23 protein-coding genes are annotated in these 22,585 nt (G+C 70.3%); 12 read left to right on the forward strand and 11 right to left on the reverse strand.

Going from position 1 to position 22,585, the window contains the following annotated elements; genetic code table 11:
* Positions 1-121: 121 nt before the first annotated feature.
* Genes xseA through IF188_RS11700 form a run of 7 tightly spaced genes read left to right on the forward strand, consistent with a single transcriptional unit; the run spans position 122 to position 6,615 of the window.
* Entirely contained in the window at positions 122-1,447 is a 1,326-nt protein-coding gene (xseA, locus tag IF188_RS11670) for an exodeoxyribonuclease VII large subunit (protein WP_191171981.1), read from the forward strand.
* Positions 1,444-1,698 (forward strand): exodeoxyribonuclease VII small subunit, encoded by a 255-nt coding sequence (locus tag IF188_RS11675; RefSeq protein ID WP_191171982.1) that lies wholly within the window; start codon positions 1,444-1,446, stop codon positions 1,696-1,698. The genes xseA and IF188_RS11675 overlap by 4 nt, the downstream gene beginning before the upstream one ends.
* Complete coding sequence (locus IF188_RS11680) at positions 1,698-2,345, forward strand: DUF4245 family protein (protein WP_191171983.1); 648 nt, start codon at positions 1,698-1,700, stop codon at positions 2,343-2,345. Before IF188_RS11675 ends, IF188_RS11680 begins: the two co-directional genes overlap by 1 nt.
* On the forward strand, positions 2,342-3,016 hold the full coding sequence (locus IF188_RS11685) for a carbonic anhydrase (protein ID WP_318152865.1): 675 nt from the start codon (positions 2,342-2,344) through the stop codon (positions 3,014-3,016). Before IF188_RS11680 ends, IF188_RS11685 begins: the two co-directional genes overlap by 4 nt.
* Positions 3,013-4,407 (forward strand): class II fumarate hydratase, encoded by a 1,395-nt coding sequence (locus IF188_RS11690; RefSeq protein WP_191171984.1) that lies wholly within the window; start codon positions 3,013-3,015, stop codon positions 4,405-4,407. Before IF188_RS11685 ends, IF188_RS11690 begins: the two co-directional genes overlap by 4 nt.
* 46 nt (positions 4,408-4,453) lie before the next feature.
* The gene (locus IF188_RS11695; RefSeq protein ID WP_191171985.1) at positions 4,454-5,962 is read left to right on the forward strand and encodes a sensor histidine kinase; all 1,509 of its coding nucleotides are present in this window, start codon (positions 4,454-4,456) and stop codon (positions 5,960-5,962) included.
* Entirely contained in the window at positions 5,959-6,615 is a 657-nt protein-coding gene (locus IF188_RS11700) for a response regulator transcription factor (RefSeq protein ID WP_191171986.1), read from the forward strand. The genes IF188_RS11695 and IF188_RS11700 overlap by 4 nt, the downstream gene beginning before the upstream one ends.
* Before the next feature lie 99 nt (positions 6,616-6,714).
* Here IF188_RS11700 and IF188_RS11705 read toward each other — a convergent pair whose 3' ends face one another.
* The 4 genes from IF188_RS11705 to IF188_RS11720 form a co-directional block, all read right to left on the reverse strand.
* The gene (locus IF188_RS11705; RefSeq protein ID WP_191171987.1) at positions 6,715-7,458 is read right to left on the reverse strand and encodes a hypothetical protein; all 744 of its coding nucleotides are present in this window, start codon (positions 7,456-7,458) and stop codon (positions 6,715-6,717) included.
* A gap of 185 nt (positions 7,459-7,643) precedes the next feature.
* The gene (locus IF188_RS11710; protein ID WP_396652772.1) at positions 7,644-9,014 is read right to left on the reverse strand and encodes a PhoH family protein; all 1,371 of its coding nucleotides are present in this window, start codon (positions 9,012-9,014) and stop codon (positions 7,644-7,646) included.
* A gap of 213 nt (positions 9,015-9,227) precedes the next feature.
* Positions 9,228-10,358 carry an aminotransferase class V-fold PLP-dependent enzyme gene (locus IF188_RS11715; RefSeq protein ID WP_224751787.1) on the reverse strand — a complete coding sequence of 377 codons (1,131 nt, stop codon included), beginning with the start codon at positions 10,356-10,358 and terminating at the stop codon, positions 9,228-9,230.
* Between the two features lie 58 nt (positions 10,359-10,416).
* Positions 10,417-11,202 carry an isoprenyl transferase gene (locus IF188_RS11720; protein ID WP_191171989.1) on the reverse strand — a complete coding sequence of 262 codons (786 nt, stop codon included), beginning with the start codon at positions 11,200-11,202 and terminating at the stop codon, positions 10,417-10,419.
* Positions 11,203-11,314: 112 nt separating this feature from the next.
* Between IF188_RS11720 and trhA the strand changes: the two genes are divergently transcribed.
* The gene (gene trhA / locus IF188_RS11725; protein ID WP_191171990.1) at positions 11,315-12,058 is read left to right on the forward strand and encodes a PAQR family membrane homeostasis protein TrhA; all 744 of its coding nucleotides are present in this window, start codon (positions 11,315-11,317) and stop codon (positions 12,056-12,058) included.
* A 40-nt stretch (positions 12,059-12,098) separates the two neighbouring features.
* Here trhA and IF188_RS11730 read toward each other — a convergent pair whose 3' ends face one another.
* Positions 12,099-12,437 (reverse strand): hypothetical protein, encoded by a 339-nt coding sequence (locus IF188_RS11730; RefSeq protein WP_191171991.1) that lies wholly within the window; start codon positions 12,435-12,437, stop codon positions 12,099-12,101.
* Between the two features lie 128 nt (positions 12,438-12,565).
* On the opposite strand from IF188_RS11730, the gene IF188_RS11735 reads away from it, so the two are divergent.
* Entirely contained in the window at positions 12,566-12,964 is a 399-nt protein-coding gene (locus IF188_RS11735) for a DUF4307 domain-containing protein (RefSeq protein ID WP_191171992.1), read from the forward strand.
* A gap of 134 nt (positions 12,965-13,098) precedes the next feature.
* Positions 13,099-13,590: a transcription elongation factor GreA gene (greA, locus tag IF188_RS11740; RefSeq protein WP_191171993.1), complete on the forward strand. Its 492-nt coding sequence runs from the start codon at positions 13,099-13,101 to the stop codon at positions 13,588-13,590.
* Between the two features lie 50 nt (positions 13,591-13,640).
* Here greA and ilvA read toward each other — a convergent pair whose 3' ends face one another.
* The gene (ilvA, locus tag IF188_RS11745) at positions 13,641-14,891 is read right to left on the reverse strand and encodes a threonine ammonia-lyase (RefSeq protein ID WP_191171994.1); all 1,251 of its coding nucleotides are present in this window, start codon (positions 14,889-14,891) and stop codon (positions 13,641-13,643) included.
* Positions 14,888-16,078 (reverse strand): AI-2E family transporter, encoded by a 1,191-nt coding sequence (locus IF188_RS11750; RefSeq protein ID WP_191171995.1) that lies wholly within the window; start codon positions 16,076-16,078, stop codon positions 14,888-14,890. Before IF188_RS11750 ends, ilvA begins: the two co-directional genes overlap by 4 nt.
* A gap of 221 nt (positions 16,079-16,299) precedes the next feature.
* Here IF188_RS11750 and IF188_RS11755 point away from each other — a divergent pair, with 221 nt between their 5' ends.
* The gene (locus IF188_RS11755) at positions 16,300-17,607 is read left to right on the forward strand and encodes a winged helix-turn-helix domain-containing protein (RefSeq protein ID WP_191171996.1); all 1,308 of its coding nucleotides are present in this window, start codon (positions 16,300-16,302) and stop codon (positions 17,605-17,607) included.
* A 10-nt stretch (positions 17,608-17,617) separates the two neighbouring features.
* On the forward strand, positions 17,618-18,112 hold the full coding sequence (locus tag IF188_RS11760) for a flagellar basal body-associated FliL family protein (protein WP_191171997.1): 495 nt from the start codon (positions 17,618-17,620) through the stop codon (positions 18,110-18,112).
* Positions 18,113-18,118: 6 nt separating this feature from the next.
* Here the strand turns inward: IF188_RS11760 and IF188_RS11765 are convergent, their stop codons facing one another.
* The 4 genes from IF188_RS11765 to IF188_RS11780 all read right to left on the reverse strand — a co-directional run bounded on the left by IF188_RS11765 (position 18,119) and on the right by IF188_RS11780 (position 22,543).
* On the reverse strand, positions 18,119-19,216 hold the full coding sequence (locus IF188_RS11765) for a DNA glycosylase AlkZ-like family protein (protein WP_191171998.1): 1,098 nt from the start codon (positions 19,214-19,216) through the stop codon (positions 18,119-18,121).
* A gap of 121 nt (positions 19,217-19,337) precedes the next feature.
* Positions 19,338-19,904, reverse strand: coding sequence for a LemA family protein (locus tag IF188_RS11770; RefSeq protein ID WP_191171999.1), 567 nt, complete (start codon positions 19,902-19,904; stop codon positions 19,338-19,340).
* An 81-nt stretch (positions 19,905-19,985) separates the two neighbouring features.
* On the reverse strand, positions 19,986-21,299 hold the full coding sequence (locus IF188_RS11775; protein ID WP_191172000.1) for a D-arabinono-1,4-lactone oxidase: 1,314 nt from the start codon (positions 21,297-21,299) through the stop codon (positions 19,986-19,988).
* Positions 21,296-22,543 (reverse strand): alanine racemase, encoded by a 1,248-nt coding sequence (locus IF188_RS11780; protein WP_191172001.1) that lies wholly within the window; start codon positions 22,541-22,543, stop codon positions 21,296-21,298. Before IF188_RS11780 ends, IF188_RS11775 begins: the two co-directional genes overlap by 4 nt.
* Positions 22,544-22,585 lie beyond the last annotated feature (42 nt).

A 22,585-nucleotide genomic window follows, 5' to 3' on the forward strand; every position in this document is an offset into this window, starting at 1 on the left:
TCGAGTCTAAGGGCGCGGCCTGGACGCGAGCCCGGCGGCCGGGCGGGCCCGGTGTCGCCGGCGTGCGCTAGCGTGACCGGGTGGAATCCCCCACCTGTCTTCGCTCCGCGGTGCACGCGCCATGACCGCGTTCCAGCCCGCGGCCGTCCCCGGCCAGCCGCCGCCCGCCGACTCGGTGCGGCCCCGCGAATCGACGTCGGAGGCGCCGACCTCGGTCGCCCGGCTCAACGACACGATCCGCGGATTCGTGCAGACGTGGGGCTCGGTATGGGTCGAGGGCGAGATCACCGCGTTCAATCTGCGCGGCGGCAACGTCTTCGGGCGGTTGAAAGACCTCGTCACCGACGCCACGATCTCGTTCCGCATCTGGTCGTCGACGCGCGACCGACTGCCCGGCGACCTCAAGGTGGGCGATCACGTCGTCGCGTGCGTCAAGGCCGACTACTACGTCAAGAGCGGCGACTTCGGCTTCTCGGTGTCGGCGATGCGCCACCTGGGCCTGGGCGACCAGCTGGAGCGCCTCGAACGTCTGCGCGCGCAGCTGCGCGCCGAAGGGCTCTTCGATCCGGCACGCAAGAAGGCGCTCCCCTTCCTTCCTCACCTCATCGGGCTCATCACGGGTGAGAACTCCGATGCCGAGAAGGACGTCCACCGGAACGCCGAGCTGCGCTGGCCGCAGGTGCGGTTCCGCACGAAGTACGCGGCGGTACAGGGTGATCGGTGCGTTCCCGAGACGATCGCGGCGCTCAAGGCGCTCGATGCCGATCCCGAGGTGGACGTGATCGTCATCGCACGCGGAGGCGGCGACCCGCAGACTCTTCTCGGCTTCAGTGACGAGCGGATGCTGCGTGCCGTGGCCGCGGCGTCCACTCCGGTCGTGAGCGCCATCGGTCACGAGAACGACCATCCCCTGCTGGACGACGTCGCCGATCTGCGGGCGTCGACTCCGACCGACGCCGCCAAGCGCGTCGTGCCGGACGTCGCCGAGCAGCGCGCTCTGGTGGGTCAGCTGCGCGCTCGGCTGACCATGCGGCTCACCCAGCGCGTCGGCCACGACATCGCCCAGCTCGAGCAGCTGCGGTCGCGCCCGGTGCTGCGGACCCCCGACGCGATGCTCACGACGCGTGCCCACGAGATCGAGCTGCTCGCCGCCCGCGGACGCGACCGGGTCGACCGCGCTCTGCAGCAGCATGAACGGCGCACGGCCGAACTGCGTGCGACGCTCCGCGCGCTCTCTCCCGCCTCGACGCTGGCCCGCGGTTACGCGATCGCCCACCTCGGCGACGGGACCATCGTGCGCGATGCGGCACAGGCTCCGGCATCCACTCCCCTCGTCGTCACGGTGGGGCGCGGCTCGTTCGCGGCTCACTCGGAGGGCGAGGTCGCGGAGGCGACCCCGCAGCCCGAACGAAGGGTGTCGGAGCCGCAACTAGACTGGGAGTCATGACCGCGTCGACCGAAGCACCCTCCGACGTGGCGTCGCTCTCGTTCGAGCAGGCGCGGGACGAGCTCGTCCGCGTCGTGGCCGAGCTCGAGCAGGGTGCTCCCACGCTCGAGCACTCGCTGGCCCTGTGGGAGCGAGGCGAGGCGCTCGCCGCGCGCTGCGAGGAGTGGCTGCTCGGTGCGAAGCGCCGGCTCGACGCCGCGCGCGCTTCCGCCGACGGCGCCGCCCGCGCCGACCAGGAAGAGACGCGCTGATGGCACGGGAGCCCCGCGTCGTCGCCGAGCTCGGTCGCCCCGAGACGCCGGACGAGACCGCAGCGCGCAAGGCGGAGTCCTCGCGCGTCTACCGGTCCAGTCAGAACGTCCGCAACCTCGTCGCGGCGCTGCTGGCGACCCTCGCGGTGGTCGCCGTCGTCGTCTTCGCCGTCCCCCGCGGGTCGGCTCCGGAGCGGCCCGCGATCGACGTCGCCGCCGCCGCGGAGGACGTCTCGACGGCTGAGGGCCGCACCGTGATCGTTCCCGCGATGTCGAAGGACTGGGTCGTCAACCTCGCGGGCGCCGAACGAGAGAGCCGGGTGCAGGTCTTCAACGTCGTCTACGCGCCGGTCGACGAGAACGAGCGCGGATTCGTCAACGTCGCCCAGGGCTTCGACGCGGACGAGTCGTGGGTCGCGAGAATGCTGTCCGGCTCCGCGCCGACGGACACCGTGACGATCGACGGCGTCACCTGGGACCGCTACTCGCTCGACCCCGAGCGCACCGGCAACATCACGGTCGCACTCGCGACCGACGCCGGCACCGACACCGTGCTCATCTACGGCGCGACCACGAAGGACGCGCTGGAAGAGACCGCGCGCTCTGTGACCGATCAGATCACCGCACTTCGCCAGGAGGCCCCGTGAGCGACGCCCCGACCCCTTCGAAGGTCTGGAACGAGATGCTGCGCGGCAACGCCCGCTTCGTCGCCGGCCAGCCGAACCACCCCCGGCAGGACGTCGACCGACGCGCCGAGACGGCAGCGGTGCAGCACCCGCGTGCGGTGCTGTTCGGCTGCTCGGACTCGCGCCTGGCGGCGGAGATCATCTTCGACAAGGGCCTCGGCGATCTGTTCGTCGTCCGCAACGCCGGTCAGGTCGTGGGCGAGTCGATCGTCGCGAGCATCGAGTATGCCGTCGCCATCCTGGAAGTGCCGCTCGTCGTGGTCCTCGCCCACGACGGCTGCGGAGCCGTGCGCGCCGCGATCGACGGCACCGCGATCGACGCCGCACCGCTGCCGCCGCACATCTGGCGGCTGATCGCGCCGATCGTGCCCGCCGCTCGTCACGTCGCCGTCGAGACCGGCGCCGCCCGTGCGGACGACATCGACGCCGAGCTCGTGGGTCGTGAGCACCTGCGCAACACGGTCGCCGACATCCTGCGTTCGTCGGAGCTCATCAGCAGCGCCGTCGCCGAAGGCCGCGTCGGCATCGTCGGCGCCAATTACCGACTCGCCGAGGGCGCCGTCGTGCCCATCGTGACCGTGGGGCTCGACGCCGACGCCCCGACCCCGTCTCACCTGGAGGAGCAGCAGTGACCGACACCGAGTACCGCATCGAGCACGACACGATGGGCGAGGTGCGCGTGCCCAAGGACGCGCTCTACGCCGCGCAGACCCAGCGCGCCGTCGAGAACTTCCCGATCTCGGGCGACCGCCTCGAGCCGGCACAGATCGTCGCGCTCGCCCGCATCAAGAAGGCCGCCGCGCTCGCCAACAAAGAGCTGGGCACGCTCGACGGCGAGATCGCCGATGCCATCTCGGGCGCCGCCGACCGCATCATCGCCGGCGAGTTCGCCGACCAGTTCCCGATCGACGTCTACCAGACCGGCAGCGGCACGTCGTCGAACATGAACATGAACGAGGTGCTCGCGACACTGGCGACGCAGGCCCTCGGCGCGACGGTGCACCCGAACGACCACGTCAACGCCTCGCAGTCCTCCAACGACGTCTTCCCGACGTCGGTGCACATCGCCGTCACGCAAGAGATCATCGACGACCTCATCCCGGCGCTCGACCACCTCGCCGTCGCGCTCGAAGCGAAGGCCGAGGCGTGGAAAGAGGTCGTGAAGTCGGGTCGCACGCACCTCATGGATGCCACCCCCGTCACGCTCGGCCAGGAGTTCGGCGGCTACGCACGCCAGATCCGCCTGGGCATCGAGCGCGTGCAGGCGGTCATCCCCCGTGTCGCGGAGGTCCCGCTCGGCGGCACGGCCGTCGGCACCGGGATCAACACGCCTCTCGGCTTCCCGCAGCGCGTGATCGAGCTCATCGTCGCCGACACCGAGCTGCCGATCACCGAGGCGAAGGACCACTTCGAGGCCCAGGCCAACCGCGACGGGCTGGTGGAGGCCTCCGGAGCCCTGCGCACCATCGCGGTCTCGCTCACGAAGATCAACAACGACCTGCGCTGGATGGGCTCGGGCCCGAACACGGGTCTCGGCGAACTGCACATCCCCGACCTGCAGCCCGGCTCGTCGATCATGCCCGGCAAGGTCAACCCGGTCGTCCCCGAGGCGACGCTGATGGTGTGCGCCCGCGTGATCGGCAACGATGCGACCGTAGCCTGGGCCGGGGCGTCCGGCGCCTTCGAGCTGAACGTGGCGATCCCCATCATGGGCAGCGCGGTGCTCGAGTCGATCGAGCTGCTCGCCAACGTGTCGCGCGTCCTCGCGGACAAGACGATCACCGGCCTGGAGGCCAACGTCGAGCGCGCGGCGGCCTACGCGGGCATGTCGCCCTCGATCGTGACGCCGCTCAACAAGCTCATCGGGTACGAGGCGGCCGCCAAGATCGCCAAGCACTCGGTCGCGAAGGGCATCACGGTGCGCGAGGCCGTCCTCGACCTCGGCTACGTCGAGCGCGGCGAGCTGACGCTGGAGCAGCTCGACGAGAAGCTCGACCTGCTGTCGATGACGCACCCGGGCTGAATCGTCCCCTATGCCGCCAGTCCTGCTGCAGCGGGATAATCGGGACATGTCCCGGTCGACCCGCCCGATCCCCGCGCGCGTCAGGATCCTTTCGGCGATCCTCGCTGTGGCCTGCGTGGGGCTCGCGATCGTCGGCAGCGTGACGTTCCTGGTGCAGCGCGGTCAGGCGATCAAGGCCGTCGACAATCGCCTGGTGACACAGGTCAAGTCGCTGCAGGACGTGGCAGAGGACACGACCGCGGCCGATGCGCGGGACGGCGCCTCGGAGGCCTCCGACGGGCTGGATATCGGCAACTTCGACTCGATCGACGAGTACCTCAACGCTGTCGTCGCCCGTCTCGTCCCCGCCACGAACGAGGCGTCGCTGGCCTTGGTGGACGGCGTGCCGCGCTGGGTGCCGTCGACGCTGACGGGCTTCCAGATCGACCACAATCAGGAGCTGATCGATCGCGCGATCGCCGACACCGCCGAGGGCGAGACGAAGCAGGGCACCATCGTGACGGACGGCGAGACCCTGCGGTACATCGCGATCCCGGTGTCGATGCACGGCGATCCGCATCAGGGACTGTACATCCGCGCGATCAACCTCGGTGACGAACTGCAGCCGATCATGTTCGCGATGACGACGTACCTGATCGCCGCGCTGGCCGTCCTGGCGGCGATCGGCGTGGTCGGCTGGTTCGTCACCGGCCGCCTGCTGTCGCCCATCCGACATCTGCGCGAGACCGCCGATGCGATCTCGATCACCGACCTGTCAGCCCGCCTGGAACCGCACGGCAACGACGACATCGCCGACCTGTCGCGCACGGTCAACTCCATGCTCGACAGGCTCGAAGGGTCGGTCGACGTGCAGCGGCAGCTGCTCGACGACGTCCGCCACGAGCTCAAGACGCCCATCACCATCGTCCGCGGTCATCTCGAGCTCATGAACCCCCGCGATGCCGTGGACGTCGCGTCCGCACGCGACATCGGCATCTCGGAGCTCGACCGTCTCGCGCGGCTCGTCGAGGACATCGACCTGCTCGCGGCCGCAGAAGCCGACTCGTACACGACGACAGACGTCGATCTCGCGGCCCTCACGGCCCGCGTGGGCGAACTCGTCGCGGTGATCCCCGGCCACACCTGGACCGTCGAGTCGCACGCCACGGGCACGGCCACCGGTGACAGCGACCGCCTGCTGCAGGCCTGGCTGCAGCTCGCCGACAACGCGGCCAAGTACACTCCTGTCGGCAGCCCGATCGAGATCGGAAGCTCGATCGGCCCCGACGGCGCACGACTCTGGGTGCGCGACCATGGCGCAGGCATCCCGCCCGCGGCGCGGGCCCGCATCTTCCGGCGCTTCGACCGGGCCCACGTGCATCGCACCGTGGGCGGCTCGGGGCTCGGGCTCGCGATCGTGGACGCGATCGCCAAGGGCCACGGTGGCCACTGCGCCGTCACCGACACCGCCGGCGGCGGGGCCACCTTCACCATTCATCTGCCTTTGTCGGAAGCCGAGCTGCCGGCACCCGTGCGTGCGGGCGACGTCGTGCTGCAGCGGGAGGCATCGGGATGACGCGGATCCTCATCGTCGAGGACGAGCCGCGGATCGCCGCGTTCGTCAGTCGCGGGCTCGAATCGGCGGGCTACGAGACCATGATCGTCGACGACGGCCCCGAAGCCCTCGACGCCACCCTGCGCGGGGACGCCGACCTCGTACTGCTCGATGTCGGGCTTCCCACCATGGACGGGTTCGAGGTGCTGCGCGCCCTTCGAGCGCGCGGCTCCACCGTGCCCGTGATCATGCTGACGGCTCGTTCGAGCACGCGCGACACGGTTGCAGGATTGGATGCCGGCGCCAATGACTACGTCCCCAAGCCCTTCACCTTCGAAGAGCTGCTGGCCCGAGTGCGGTCGCGCCTGCGCGAGAGCCTGCCGCAGCAGGGGGTGTCGGTCGCACACGGAGACGTCGTGCTCGACATCCTCGCGCGGCGGGCGACGGTCGCCGATCGCGAGGTCGACCTGTCTGCACGTGAGTTCGCACTCGCGGAGCAGTTCCTGCGCAACCCCGGGCGGGTCCTCAGCCGCGAACTGCTGCTCAGCCGGGTGTGGGGACTGGATTTCGACCCGGGATCGAACGTCGTCGACGTCTACGTGCGCTACCTGCGCGGCAAGCTGGGCCCCGACCACATCGTGACCGTGCGAGGCGCCGGCTACCGCTGGGAGTGATCGGCGCGGCGCTTCGCCGCCCCCGCAGGCACGAAGAAGCCCCCGGCGCTGGGGGACGCCGGGGGCTGTGAAGGGCCGGACTGGGGGATCCGACCGCGGTCAGTCGCGCCTATCTGGGGAATTGCGCGACTGGTCTTTCTTCGGTGTCGGGACGGCGTCGTCGCCGCGCCCGTTCGAACCCGCTTTCGCGGGGTGCTCTGTGGTGGTCGTGAGACGGCTGCCGCTCTGATCCTGCGGCTGAAGCTCGGCCGTCGCTCCTCCGGTGCGATCAGCCGTACCGCTCTGCTTCTGCGCGGGCGGGGTGTCGTCGTGACCCTGCGTGAGATCGAGACGCTCGTTGTCGTCGCCGCGTGAGAGGCGCTCGATGAGTGCGTCGATGCGCCCGGTCGACCACCCGTGGCGCTCGGCCCACGACCGCAGCGACTCCCACGTGCCGGTCGCGCGCGCGGCCTCGATCGCCGAGTCGACGTCAGCCGGGCCCTCGGCGGGTGCGGGGACCACAGGCTCGACCGGGGCGGCAGGCGCCGGGTCGACGTGCGAGGGGACGACGGTCTCGGTGACCGGAGTCGTGGTGGTGCTCGGCTCGACCTCGGTCGGGTCGGGCGCTGCGACGACCTCGGCCTGCGTCGTCTGCTCGGGCGTCACGACCGCCTGCGCGGTCGGCGTCGTCTTCGGAGCCGAGGTGGGTGATGCGGCGGGTACGAGGATCTTGGCCGCCGCGACAGTTGTGGCGGGTGAGTCCTTCAGCGCGGCAGTGTTGGCCATGGCGACGACGCAGACGACAGCGACGCTCGCCGCGACAGCGGTCATGCCGCCGATCACGAGCCCCGTACGTGCGTCCACAGTCTGTTCCCCAGTCCTCTGCTCTCGCAGTTCCTCCCCTCCATGGTGACAGACGCCCAGGGCCCACAGCACCGGTTCGTGATGAGACTCTTCTCATGCGCGGAACGGGCGATGGACCGGGAGACGAACCGGGACGAGGCATCCCGGTCCGTCTCCTCCTGTGTCGATGCCGACGCGACGGATGCTCAGGCCAGCTCGCCGGCCTCCAGCAGATCGGTCACCAATGCCGCGATCGCGGAGCGCTCCGACCGCACCAGCGTGACGTGGCCGAACAGACCGTGCCCCTTGAGCGTCTCGATCACCGACGCGACGCCATCGTGACGGCCGACGCGGAGGTTGTCGCGCTGGCCGACGTCGTGGGTGAGGACGACGCGCGAGTTCTGGCCGATGCGGCTCAGCACCGTGAGCAGCACGTTGCGCTCGAGCGACTGCGCCTCGTCCACGATCACGAAGGCGTCGTGCAGGGAGCGTCCGCGGATGTGGGTGAGCGGCAGCACCTCGAGGAGCCCCCGCTCGACGACCTCATCGAGGACGTTGCCCGAGACGACCGAGCCGAGCGTGTCGTAGACCGCCTGCCCCCACGGGTTCATCTTCTCTTGCTGGTCGCCGGGGAGGTAGCCGAGTTCCTGTCCGCCCACCGCGAAGAGCGGCCGGAACACGATGATCCTGCGCTGCTGCTGCCGTTCGAGCACTGCTTCCAGTCCCGCACACAGCGCGAGCGCCGACTTGCCGGTGCCCGCGCGGCCGCCGAGCGACACGATGCCGACCTCGGGGTCGAGCAGCAGGTCGATGGCGATGCGCTGCTCGGCCGATCGGCCGTGCAGACCGAACACCTCCCGGTCGCCGCGCACGAGCCGGTACTCCCCGTCGCCCACCACACGCCCGAGGGCGGAGCCGCGCTCCGAGTGGATGATCAGGCCGGTGTTGACCGGCAGGCCCTTGACGTCGTCCCCGGTGGCGACCTCACTCTCGTACAGGTCGCTGATGTCGTCGCCCGACACGTCGATCTCGGCGATGCCGGTCCAGCCCGAGTCCACGGCCTGCTCGGCCAGGTACTCCTCCGCGCTGACGCCGAGGGAGGCGGCCTTCACCCGCATCGGCAGGTCCTTGGACACGACCGTGACCTCTTGCCCGTCCTGTGCGAGGTGCATCGCGACCGCCAGGATGCGGCTGTCGTTGTCGCCGAGGCGCATGCCCGAGGGCAGGACGGACGAGTCGGTGTTGTTGAGCTCCACCCGCAGGGTGCCGCCCTGGCCGACCGGAACCGGGAAGTCGAGACGGCCGTGCTCGACGCGCAGCTCGTCGAGGTGTCGCAGCGCCTGCCGGGCGAAGTAGCCGATCTCGGGGTCGTGGCGCTTGCCTTCGAGCTCGGTGACCACGACCACCGGGATCACGACGTTGTGCTCGGCGAAGCGGAAGAAGGCCCGCGGATCGCTCAGCAGCACCGACGTGTCGAGGACGTAGGTGCGCAGGTCCTGATCGGGAAGATCCCGATCAGACAGGGCGTCCTGCCCGAGATCCTGACCGCGCTGCTCGTGTGGTGCTCGTGTGGTCACAACCCACTCCCGCCCCGGGTGGTTCACCCGGCAGTCACGAGTCGACCGGTGAGTCACGAGTCGCGATCCTGAGGCCGACTCGACCGGGCTCCTTGCCCGATGCGATCAAAGTACGACGAGCCTGCGACATCGCGCACCGTCGACACGCACGAATCCGGTTAAGAGCAGGTTAATTCGAGAGGGGATGCCGGCGGCCCCGGCCGCCGGCATCCCTCACCACACCCGGGTCGAGGCGAACGCCGCCAGCGCGTCCCCGAACAGTCGCAGCGTGTCCGCGCCGGTGCCCACGTGGGGCGCGACGCGCAGTCTGCCGGCGCGCGTGGTGACCGTGAGGCCATGGTTGGCGAGGGATGCCGCCAGCGGTGCGGCGTCCTGCGGAGCCGGCTCCAGCGTCACGATGCCGGCGCGGCGCTCGGGCGCGCGAGGGGTGACGACGGGGACCTCGTAGCGGTCTGCGAAGAACATCACGTCGGACGCGCGCGCCGTCAGCTCGGCCTCGATGGCGGCCACGCCGACGTCGACGACCTCTCTCAGCGCCGTCGCCAGGCGCGCGGCGGCCAGCGTGTCGGCGCCCGAGATCGAGAACGCCTGCGCCGAGTCCGCCGGGCCGGGCACGGCGTCGAGAGGCAGGTCGCCGTCGACGCCGCGGAAGCCCGACAGCACCGGGGCGATTCGTTCCAGCGCGCGATCACTGAACCAGGCGAAGCCGGTGCCGCGCCCGGCGCGCAGCCACTTGTAGCCGTGGCCGCACACCACGTCCGCCGCGAGATAGTCGACGTCCACCATGCCGAAGCCCTGCACCGCGTCGACGATCAGCAGGCGGTCGCCGATCACGTCGCGGAGCGCCTCGAGGTCTGTCCGGTAGCCGGTGCGGAAATCGACGAGGCTCACGGCGACGGCTCGAGTGTCGTCGGTGAGCGCATCGCGCACGAGGTCGGGGGTGATGAGGCCGTCGGCCGGGTCGAGCCACTGCAGCTGCAGCGAGCCGAGCGCCTCGGCCGCGCGGGAGGCCGCAACGGTGAGGCTCGGGAACTCGCCGCGCCCGAGCATCAGCCCGCCCGCGAGTCCATAGATCGCGTGCATCAGGCCGTACGTCGTCGACGGCTGCAGCACGACCTGCGAGACATCCCCACCGATCAGCTCCGCGACGAGTTCGCGGGCCTCGCGCACGTGATCGGCGACGAGGTCGATGCTGGTGCGGCGTCCCGATCCCAGCAGCTCGGTGTCGCCCTGCGCCTCGCTGCGCACCGCGGGTGAGAGGGGACCGAACGCGGCCCAGTCGAGATAGCCCGGCTCGCCGTCGAACGACGCGAGATACGACTCCAGATCCGTCACGCCGATCATTCTGGCAGAGCGGGCGAGCACCCGCGCACGCGGATTCCGTGACTGCTCGGCCGGGCTGTCAGCCGCCGTACCGGCGGTCGCGCGACGTGAAGTCCCGGATCGCGCGCAGGAAGTCGACTTCGCGCAGATCCGGGCCCAGCGCCTCGACGAAGTAGAACTCGCTGTGCGCGGACTGCCACAGCAGGAAGTCGCTCAGCCTCTGCTCGCCGGATGTGCGGATGACGAGGTCGGGGTCCGGCTGACCGCCCGTGTAGAGGTGCTCGCCGATCTGCTCGGGAGTGAGGCTCGCGGCGAGGTCTTCGAGCGAGCCGCCCTCCTGCTGGTGCTGCGCGATGATGCTGCGCACCGCGTCGACGATCTCTCCTCGGCCGCCGTAGCCGACGGCGAGGTTGACGTGCATGCCGGGGTTGCCCTTCGTGCGCTCCTCGACGTCGGCGAGCACACGCGCGAGATCGGCCGGCAGCGCGTCGGCGCGGCCGACGTGCTTCACGCGCCAGTCGCGCTCGTGCGAGAGCTCGTCGGCCAGCTGCGCGATGATCTCGATGAGGTCGGACAGCTCGCGCGAGTCCCGCTTGCGCAGGTTGTCGTTGGACAGGAGGTACAGCGAGACGACGCGGATGCCGACGTCGTCGCACCAGCGCAGGAACTCCTTCATCTTCGCGGCGCCGGCACGGTGGCCGTGCGCGGCGGAGTCGTAGCCGAGCTGCTTGGCCCAGCGACGGTTGCCGTCGATCATCATCGCGACATGGCGCGGAGCGGATGCCGGATCCAGCCGCCGGCGCAGACGGTTGATGTAGAGGCGGTACAGGGGCCCCCTGCCCTCGTTCGTCTCGCCGCGCGCCACACGCCTACGCTACCCCGCACGAGGGCCTGTCCCTAGCGTGGCACCGAGTCCCGGCATCCCTGAGACCGAGTATGTTCCCCGCGCGGCATGCACCGGGTCCTACGCTGGGAGCATGAGCCGCCGTCGCCGCCTTCCCCAGGCCCCCGAGGTCCCCGTGCTGCCGCTCATGGACGCGGCCGCCGTGGATGCGGCAGCGCCCGAGATCAAACCCAGCTGGCGCGGCTGGATCCACGCGGGCACCTTCCCGGTCGCGATCGCGGCCGGCATCGTGCTGATCGTGCTCGCGCAGGGTGCGCCGGCGAAGTGGGCCTCGGCCGTCTTCATGGCGACCTCGCTGCTGCTGTTCGGCAACTCGGCGCTCTACCACCGCTTCAACTGGAAGCCGAAGACCAAGGCGATCCTCAAGCGGATCGACCACGCCAACATCCTGCTGCTGATCGCCGGAACGTACACGCCGATCGCGACGCTCGCGCTCCCGCCGCAGAAGGGGGCATTGCTGCTCATCCTGGTGTGGACGGGCGCCCTCCTCGGCATCCTGTTCCGCGTCTTCTGGATCAACGCGCCACGCTGGCTCTACGTCGCCCTGTACCTCGTGCTGGGCTGGGCGGCGGTCATGTACATCGTCGACCTGTTCCAGGCGAACGCGGCCATGATGATCCTCGTCATCATCGGCGGACTGCTCTACACCGGCGGCGCGGTTGTCTACGCGCTCAAGCGGCCCAATCCCTGGCCCGGCCACTTCGGATTCCACGAGATCTTCCACGTGTGCACCGTGCTGGCGTTCCTGTGCCACTGGACGGCGTGCCTGCTGATCGCGCTCGAACCGCTGTCGCCTTCGCTCGGGCTGCCCGGCTGAGCGCAGCCGATCCGGCGTGCGGAGGCGGGATGCCGCACGCTTAGCCGCGCGGTCGCTTCGGGTCCTCGCCCACGTCGTCGCCGGCAGCGTCGATCTGGTCGTCGTCGGTCTCGGTGGCCGCTGCGGCACGAGCAGCCTGCTGCTCGGCATCCAGCTCCTCACGGATGTCGGCGCGGACGCGGCCCCGACGGATGCGCCGCATCATGTCCCAGACGAGCAGGATCACGGCGATGGCGACGAACGCTGTCGCGAGGAATCCGACCACGCCGGGTGTCACCAGGTCCGGGTCGACCGGTGCGGTCGGGCTCGGCGTGGGCGTCGGACTCGCCGCCGCACCGACCAGCGCGGTGCTGACGAAGGCGGCGATCGCGTGATGCATGAGGGTCCTCGCTCCGCCCGCTCGCACGGGCACGGTCATCGGCGATGCCCGGAAGCGCATAGCCTGGAGTTCCAGCCTAATCTTCCGGCCGATCCGCGACGGACGGCCGCGGCGACGAGAGGAGCGGCATGACCACCCAGGACATGCTCGACGACCGCTACGGCCGTCGTCGCTCCCCCGCCCGTCGCTGGCTGATCGGCGGCGGCATCGCCCTGGCCGTGGCCGTCGTGGGCCTCTTCGGCTGGTTCACCGTGAGCGGCGCGCTCGATGACGTCGACTCGGACACGACCGCGTTCGAGGTCGTCGACCAGCACTCGGTCTCGCTCGGGTTCCAGATCACCTCGCCGCCCGGATCCGCGGTCGCGTGCGCCATCGAGGCGCAGGACCAGGAGCACGGCATCGTGGGGTGGCGGGTCGTCGAGATCCCCGCCTCCGAACAGCACTCCAGGGCATTCCGAGAGGTCATCCCCACGACAGACCTCGCGACGACCGGATTCGTCAACTCCTGCTGGGTGATCCCGAGCTGACATCCTCCACCGTGCGGCGCGACGTTTTGCCTGGCCGCGCCGGGTGACGTAGTCTGGCGTCAGACATCGAACAATCGCGCCCTGGCCGTGAGCCGGGGCGTTCGGTTTATCCCCCGGACCCCAAGGAGTCAGCCGTGTCCAACGATGCACCCGTGACGTTCCTCACGCAGGACGCATACGACCGTCTGGCCGCCGAGCTCGAGCAGCTCTCGACGACCGGTCGCGAAGAGATCGCCAAGCGCATCGAGGCCGCCCGCGAAGAGGGCGACCTGAAAGAGAACGGCGGCTACCACGCCGCCAAGGACGAGCAGGGCAAGCAGGAGGCGCGCATCCGCACCCTCCAGCAGCTCCTGAAGACCGCCACCGTGAGCGAGGCGCCTGAGAGCAACGGCGTCGTGGAGCCCGGCACCGTCATCACCGCGATCGTCGCCGGCGGCGAAGAGGTCTTCCTGCTCGGCAACCGCGAGATCGCCGTCGGCTCGGAGCTCGACGTCTACAGCGAGGCCTCGCCGCTCGGCACCGCGATCCTCGGCCGCAAAGAGGGCGAGAAGACGTCCTACACCGCCCCCAACGGTCGCGAGATCGCGGTCGAGATCGTCAAGGTCGAGACCTACAACGGCCAGTGACACGTCCGGCCGGCGGGTGAGCACCGCTCAGCCGCCGGCCGTTCCTTCGGCTAATCCAGCACGACGGTCGGGCTGAACCCGGCCTCTTCGAGCACCGAGATGACGTGGGCGCGGTGCTCCTCGCCGCGCGTCTCGACGCTCAGCTGCAGGATCACCTCACTGATCTGCAGGCCCTGGCCGTGGCGCGTGTGCAGCACCTCGATGACGTTCGCCCCGGCGATCGCCAGCAGGTCCGAAACGCGCGCGAGCTGCCCCGGGCGGTCCGGCAGCGGGATCCGCAGCGTCATATACCGACCGGATGCCGCCAACCCGTGTGCGACGACGCGCTGCAGCAGCAGCGGGTCGATGTTGCCGCCCGACAGCACGGTCACGGTGGGCCCGGTCGCGACGACCTTGCCGGCGAGGATCGCGGCCACGCCGACGGCGCCCGCCGGCTCGACGACCTGCTTCGCGCGCTCCAGCAGCACGAGCAGGGCGCGCGCGATGTCGTCCTCCGACACCGTGACGATCTCGTCGACGAGGTCGCGGATCATCTCGAACGGCAGATCGCCCGGACGCGCCACCGCGATGCCGTCGGCGATCGTCGGAGTCGTGGGCACGTCGACGGGGTGTCCTGCCACCAGCGAGGGCGGGTAGGCGGCCGAGTTCTCGGCCTGCACGCCGATGATCCGCACCGTGCGCCCCTCAGCCGCCGCGCGGGCCTTGGCGGCCGCAGCGACGCCCGCGATCAGCCCGCCGCCGCCGATGCCCAGCACGATCGTGTCGAGATCGGGCACCTCGTCCATCAGCTCGAGACCGAGGGTGCCCTGCCCGGCGATCACGTCCGGGTGGTCGAAGGGGTGGATGAACACGGCCCCGGTGCGCTCGGCGAACTCGGCTGCCAGGCGCAGGGGGGTCTCGACGGTGGCACCCTCGAGCACGACGTCTGCGCCGTAGCCCCGGGTCGCGAGCAGCTTCGGCACGGGCACGCCCAGCGGCATGAAGATCGTCGCGGGGATCCCGAGCGCTTTCGCCGCGAGGGCGACGCCCTGCGCGTGATTGCCGGCAGAGGCGGCGACGACACCGCGCTCACGCTCTTCGGGGGTCAGGCGCGAGAGCCGGTACGTCGCACCGCGGATCTTGAACGAGCCGGTGCGCTGCAGGTTCTCGAGCTTCAGGTGCACCGGCACCCCCAGCAGATCGGACAGGTGCTGCGATTCGTCGATCGGCGTGTGGGTGATCACGCCTTCGAGGGTGGTTGCGGCATCCTCGAAATCCGCCAGAGTGGGACGATGTGCGACGGACGAGGGGGGCGTGCTCACGAACGGGTTCTCCTGGGTCGGGGGACGGTGCTCCAGATGAAGTCGCCGGTGGGTCTCTGGCCGGTCAGCCACGAGCGTTCGCCGATGTACACCGCCACGACGTTGACGAAGGCGGCGAGAGGGACGGCGAAGAGGGCTCCCGGGATGCCGGCGATCATCGCTCCCCCGGCGACCACCAGCACGACCGCCAGCGGGTGGACCTTGACGGCCGATCCCATCAGGAGGGGCTGCAGGACGTGTCCTTCCAGCTGCTGCACGCCGAGCACGACCACGAGCATCCACAGGGCGATCCAGGGACCGTTGTAGACGAGCGCGAGGAAGACGGCCACGGTGCCCGTGACCACGGCCCCGACGATCGGCACGAACGCGCCGAGGAACACCAGCACGGCGACCGGGATGGCCAGCGGCACCCCCAGCAGCGCCGCGCCCAGGCCGATGCCGACGGCGTCGATGGTGGCGACCAGCAGCTGCGTCCGGGCGTAGTTGACCACGGTGATCCAGCCCGCACGCCCGGCGCCGTCGGCCGCGGGACGCGCCTTCTTCGGGAAGAGACGGAGCGTCCAGCGCCAGATGCCGCCGCCGTCGGCGAGGAGGCACAGCAGGATGAACAGCGCGAGCACGGCGCCCGTGGCGACGTGGCCGATCGTCGTGCCGATCGCGAGGGCGCCGGACCACAGCAGCTCGGCCTGCTCCCGCAGGAACGCACCAGCCGCCGTCAGCCAGTCATTGATGTCCTTCTCGGAGATGTCGAACGGCCCGCTCAGCAGATACTGCCGGAACTGCTCGACCGCGGCCTCGGTGCTCGCCTGCACCGAGTCCCACTGCGTCACGATCTGCCACACCACGAGCCACAGGAGCCCGGTGACGATGGCGAGCGTGCCGACGACAGAGATGACGATCGCGAGCCAGCGCGGGACGTGATGGCGCAGCAGCCAGGCGAAAGCAGGCCACAGCAGGGCGGTGATGAGGATCGCGACGAGGAGCGGGATGACCAGCAGCTTCAGCTGGATGACGAGCCACACGGCCACGCCGATCGCCGCGGCCAGCACCAGGAAGCGCCACGCGTAGGCGGTGGCGACCCTCAGGCCGTGGGGTACCGCCTCGGAGGTCTCGGTCGAGACGACCCTGCTGCGATCGCGGATCGCGTCGAACAGCGAGCCTCTGGGCTTGTCATCGGAGCCGCTCATTCGCACCTTCTCCTCATCCGCCCAGTCTAGGCGCGTCACATTCCGCGGCGGCCATGAACCCCCGCCCGGAAGGGCGGCGCGCCCGAGTCCCCGCCGTGCGATGCGCTGAGCCTGCCGAAGTGCGATGCGCTGAGCCTGCCGAAGTGCGATGCGCTGAGCCTGCCGAAGTGCGATGCGCTGAGCCTGCCGAAGTGTCGGAGGTCACGACTACTGTGGCGCCCGTGAGGTCCACACTCAGCGCCGCAGAAGCCCGGCGGGTCGCGCTCGCCGCCCAGGGGTTCGCCCGGCCGCGCCCCGACGTCGCCGGCACCCGTCAGCTCAACGCCGCGCTCATGCGCATGGCGACGCTGCAGATCGATTCCGTCAACGTCTTCGCGCGCTCGCACTACATGCCGCTGTTCGCCCGAGTGGGCGCGTACGACCCCCGGGCCCTCGACCGCCTGCTGTTCGCCCGGCGCGCGCCGTACGTCGAGTACTGGGCGCACGTGGCGGCCTTCATCCCGGCAGCGGACTGGGGCCTCTTCCGCTTCCGCATGGACGCGCTGCGCGACAAGTACGGCAGCAAGCCCGGCGGGTGGTTCGACACGAACCGCGACATCGTCGACTGGGTGCGTGCAGAGCTCGCAGATCGCGGCCCGCTGCGGCCCGCGCAGATCGAGCACGATGCGAAGAAGGGCGCCCGCGGCCCGTGGTGGGACTGGGACGTGGTCAAGCACGCACTGGAGCACCTGTGGCTCTTCGGCGAGGTCGCCATCGCCGGACGGCGCGGCTTCGAACGACGCTACGCGCTGGCCGGGCAGGTCATCCCGGAGGAGGCCCTCAACGCCGACATCGCGCGCGAGGACGCCGTGCGCGAGCTCGTCTCCCGCGCCGCACGCGCGTACGGCGTCTCGACGGCCGCAGACCTCGCCGACTACTGGCGCATCGCCGACCGCAAGGCCGTGCTGGCGGCCGTCGGCGATCTCGTCGACGCCGGCGAGCTTCAGCCGGTCACGGTAGAAGGGTGGACGAGCGCCGGGCGCCCGTCGCCGGCGTGGATGCACCGCGACGCGACGGTGCCGCGGCGCATCGACGCGGCGGCGATCCTCACGCCCTTCGACCCGGTCGTGTGGTTCCGCGACCGGGCTGAACGACTGTTCGACTTCGAGTACCGCATCGAGATCTACACGCCCGCACCCAAGCGGCGGTACGGGTACTACTCGCTGCCCGTCCTCATCGGCGACGACATCGTCGGCCGCGTCGATCTGAAAGCCGATCGAGCCGCCTCGACTCTGCGGGTGCAGTCGGCATGGTGGGAGCCCTCGCGCCCTCAGGAGGCGGCGACGCTCCTCGCGGATCAGCTGCGGCTGGCGGCCTCCTGGCAGGGGCTGGAGCAGATCTCGGTCTCGCAGTGGGGCGACGCGACAGCAGATCTCGCGCTCGTGCTCCCCGAGGCGACGAGGCATGAGGCCGGGCCGTCGGCACCCGTCCCGCTCGCCGACGACGAGCCCGACGCCGGCGAGCTCGCCGCCGAGGAACTCACGGGTTAACGTTGCAGGCGTGAAGCGCAGCGTGATCGTCGGAGGCGTTCTCGCCGGCGCGGTGGTGCTCGTGCTCGCCGGCGTCGCCTGGTGGCTGGTGTCGGCGGACCAGCCCAGGCCCGCCGCACCCACGACCGCCGCGTCGTCGACCGTCACGCCGTCCGCCCAGCCCGCTGTCGACCTCCCGACGGCCGTGGAGCGCCAGCTCCACGCGTACGCGGACGCCTGCACGCAGCCTGCGACCACGGTGCCGGACCACTGCGGCATCGTCATCCCGTGGGCGGCCGACCTCGCGGAGCTCACCGGAGTCGCCTTTCGCATCGAGCAGCGTCCGACCGTCGCGATCTCGCCCGACAGCAGCTCGTTCGACGCGACCGGAGGGGTGCTCGTCGCCACGGTCACCGGTACGACACGCGATGGCGCGACGGCCACGTTCACCTATCGCACCGACACCTGGACGCTGCGTGGCGACATCGACGATGAGGACGGCCGGATCGTCGTCAGCGTGCGTTAGGCACGATCAGCCGAAACCCACACCAACCGGCGCGAGCTCGAGCCAGCGGGCGAGGTCCCGGATCTCGTCCTCGACGGCGGAGCGGGTCGTGTCGTCGAACGGTTCGTCCTCGTGGACGGCGAAGACGCGCAGCACACCGGCCTTGCGGTCTGCTTTCGCGTCGAGCTTTCCGACGAAGCGGTCGCCGTGCAGGATCGGCAGCGCGAAGTATCCCCACCGCCGCTTCGCGGCCGGCTTGTACATCTCGAGGATGTACTCGTAGCCGAACAGCTCTTCGAGGCGGCGGCGGTCGAACACCGCCCGGTCGAGCGGCGAAAGCAACGCCGTGCGCGGCGGGAAGGCGTCGACATGCTCGAGCGCCTCCGGGTCCACGCGCCAGACGCCGTCGAGCCCCTCCACCACCGCCTCCTCTCCCAGCTCGCCCGCTCCGATGGGCTCGATCGGCTGGGCGAGCCCCTTGGCACGCGCGATGCCGAGCGAGGCCAGGCGCCGCTCCCCGCGCTCACGGGCGGCATCCTCGTCGGAGAGCTGCGGAACGTCCGCCGGATAGACACGATCCGCGACGTCGTACAGCCGACCGGCGGCGTCTCTCGACGAGACCGCGACGTCACCGCACAGCGCGAGCATCTCCATGAGCTGCTGGCTGTTGCGATTGTCGGTCCAGCCGGACGATCGCCACGACACCTGTGCGGTATCGGGGATGTCGGAGGGATGCAGCGGCCCCTCGGCGCGAAGTCTCGCCAGGGCTTCACGGCGAAACGAGTCGTTCGCCGCGAGCCATTCTCGGGCGCGGACGGACTCGGGCCGACGCCGCATCTCGGGCAGCAGCAGCGGCAGGTCGGTCATCGCTCGATAGAAGCCGCCCCACTCGAACACGGCGCGGTCCTCTTCGAACAGGCGCACGAGGTCGGCGGGCGAATAGGGCCAGCCGAGCCGGCTCCACAGGATGAGATCGACGCTCGGCGCGATCGCCGAGGTCGGATCGATCGGCAGGATCGTCAGGGCATCGATCGTCTCGACGATCCCCGAGGGACGCTCAGAGGTCAGCAGCTGGCCGTCGAGGGCGATGCGGCGGGCCTGTTCTCGCGTCAGCCGATGCACCATGGCTCGACGCTAGCGCTCAGAGCCGACATGCCCGACTGAGAGGCTTCGACTCGCTTCGCTCGCTCAACCCTGACCCGGCTCGCATCAACGCTCGCTGGCGCTCGCATTGATCGGAGCCGCGTCAGAACTGCACGCGGGGCGGCTCCGAGATCGCGGCTCCGTCGATGACCTCGAAGAACTCGCGCTCGTGGAAGCCCAGGTTGCGCGCGAACATGTTGTTCGGGAACACCTTGATCTTGGTGTTGAGCTCGCGTACGCCGCCGTTGTAGAAGCGGCGTGAAGCCTGGATCTTGTCTTCGGTGTCGACGATCGACTGCTGGAGCTGCAGGAAGTTCTGGCTGGCCTGCAGCTGCGGGTAGGCCTCGGCGACGGCGAACAGCGACTTCAGCGCCTGCTGCATGTGACCTTCGGCCACACCCGCGTCGGCAGGACCGGCTGCCGACAGGGTCTCGGCGCGCGCACGGGTGACGTTCTCGAACACGGCCTTCTCGTGGGCGGCGTAGCCCTTCACGGCCTCGATGAGGTTCGGCAGCAGGTCGGCCCGGCGCTTCAGCTGCACCGTGATGTCGCTCCACGCCTCATCGACGCGCACGTTCAGCTGGACGAGGGAGTTGTACGTCGCCCAGAGGTAGATGCCGGCGATGACGATCAGCGCCACCACGATGAGGACTGGAATCAGCCATTCCATTGCCGAGTCTCCGTTCGATAGTGCCCTCATCCTATCGACGCACACGCACCCCGACTGAGCCGCGATGCGTACTCTCAGCCGTTACCCACCGAGGACGCGGTCGAGATACGCGTTGCGGAACAGACGCTCCGGGTCGAGCCGATCCCTCAGCGCCGTGAAATCGTCGAACCGCGGGTATCGTTCGCGGAGCGCGTCCGCGCCGAGCGTGTGCATCTTGCCCCAGTGGGGTCGCCCGCCGAAGCCGAGCATGATCTGCTCGACCGCTGCGAAGTACTCGGTGGGATCGTCCCGCCAGTAGCGGTGCACCGCGATGTAGCCTGACGCACGCCCGTGTGCCGTCGACAGCCAGCGGTCGTCCGGTGCCGCGAATCGCACCTCGACGGGAAAGCCGATGCGCCAGCCGCGGTCCGAGATCAGTGCCCGGACGGCGTCGAACGCCGGCCGCACGTTCTCGACGGGCAGCGCGTACTCCATCTCCCGGAACCGCACGGACCTGCTCGTGGCGAACACGCGAGCAGAGGCATCCGTGAACTCGCGGTCGCCCCAGACCTTCGCCGACAGCCGGTTGATGGGCGGGACCAGCGCAGGAACGAGCGTGCCCGCCGTGCACGCGACCTGGTGCAGCCCACTCCCGACGAGCGTGTCGTCCACCCACTTGCCCACGGGCGAGAGCGGGTGGCGCGGCGCCGATTCCGGGAGCCGCGTGTTGGTCTTCGTCATCGCGCGGTCGGTGTGCGGGAACCAGTAGAACTCGAAGTGGTCGGCGGCCGCGACACGGTCGTCGAGCCCTGACAGCACGGTGTCGAGGGCCTCCGGCTGCTCCACGGCATGGATCACGAATGCCGGCACGCACTGCAATGTGACCTCGACGAGGATGCCGAGCGCGCCCAGGCCGAGCGACACGGCCGGGAGCAGCTCGCGGTTCTCGTGCTCGTCGATCCGCAGCAGATCCCCTGACGCCGTCACCAGCGCCGCGCCGACGACCTGCGCTGCGATCCCGCCGAATCTCGCGCCCGTTCCGTGCGTGCCGGTCGAGATCGCGCCGGCGATCGACTGACGGTCGATGTCGCCGAGGTTCTCCATCGCTAGCCCGTGCGGCGCCAGCAGCGCCGGCACCTGATGCAGACGCGTCCCCGCCAGCAGGGTCACGCGACCGCGCTCGCGATCGACCGACACGAGCCCGGTGAGATCCCTCAGCTCCAGCAGCACTCCCGGTGCCACGGCGATGCCGGTGAAGCTGTGCCCGGCGCCCACTGCCTTGATCGGCATCCGTCGCGCCGCCGCGGCCGTCACAGCCCGCTGCACGGCCTCGACCGTGCGCGGGAATTCGATCCGCTGCGGCCTGACAGATTCCGAGCGCCCCCAGTTGCGCCACACTCCGCCTGGACGGGTCACAGAAATGCCTTCCCTTCGCCGCGATACGTCGCGATCGTCCCCACAAGACTGCTGCCGTCGACCACGTGGTACCGATCGACGCGTTCGGCGAGCTCGCCGCTCTTCGAGTGGCGGAACCACACCCGGTCGCCTACCTTCAGCGCCCGCGAAGCGTCGCCGCGCAGCGGCGTCTGCACTTCGCCCGCACCTTCTCGGGGAGCCATGCGCAGCCCTTCGGGCCACACGGCGCGCGGCTGCCGCGACTCGAGGGCGGGCCCCGATGCGATCCATCCGCCGCCGAGGACGGTGGCGATGTCGGGCGACGGCTTGCGGACGACCTCCAGCGCGAACGCCGCAGCCGGCGCGGGGTCGAAGGCGCGGTAGCCGTCGAAGAGATGGCCCGCCAGCAGCCCGCTGCCGGCCGTCAGCTCGGTGACGGATTGATCGGATGCCGTCAGCTCGAGGGATCCCGTGCCGCCGCCGTTGACGAACTCGAGGGGGGCGATGTCCCGCAGGGCCGACACGATGGCCGCACGGCGGTCCAGAAGCTCCGCCCCGGAGCGCCGCTGCATCCATCGGATCATGGCGTCGCCCGATCCCGTGGCGTCGCCCTGCCCAGCGATCTGCGCCTCGTACATCATGAGCCCGACCAGCCGGAAGCCGTCGCGAGCCGCGATCGAGCGGGCGAGCGCCGCGACCTCGGACGCCTCGTGCACCGGCGAGCGGAAGACGCCGATGTGGCCGAGCCCGGGCGCGCGCCACGAGGCGTCGGCATCGATGGCCACGCGGATCTCGGGGCGCGTCCCCGGGGCGGCGACCGCGTCCACGAGGTCGAGCTGTGCGAGGTCGTCGACCATGAGCGTGATGCGCGAGGAGGCGACCTCGTCGGCTGCGAGTGCCGCGATCGCGGCTCGGTCGACGGTCGGATAGCCGAGGACGATGTCGTCGATCCCGCGTACTCCGTCGCGGTCCTGTGCGAGCCACAGAGCCTCGGGCAGCGTGAACGCGAGAATGCCGTGGTAGCCGGGCAGCGCCAGCACGGCGTCGAGCACCTCCCGCACGCGGACGGACTTGCTGGCGACGCGGATCGGCACGCCGCCGGCACGGACGACGAGATCGAGGGCGTTGTAGCGGAGGGCCTCGAGATTGATCGCGGCGACGGGGCCGCTCACCTCATCGACGGCACGGCTCATGGCGCCCCAGTAGGACGCGGATTCGGTCCACGGCTTCGTCGCCGTGGGCATGGACAGCAGATCGAGACTCATACGGCTCGCTTCGGGTGCGCGCGCATTGCTCTAGCGTAGGGC

Origin of the sequence: Microbacterium helvum (assembly GCF_014779795.1) — a bacterium.
GTDB classification, from domain to species: domain Bacteria; phylum Actinomycetota; class Actinomycetes; order Actinomycetales; family Microbacteriaceae; genus Microbacterium; species Microbacterium helvum.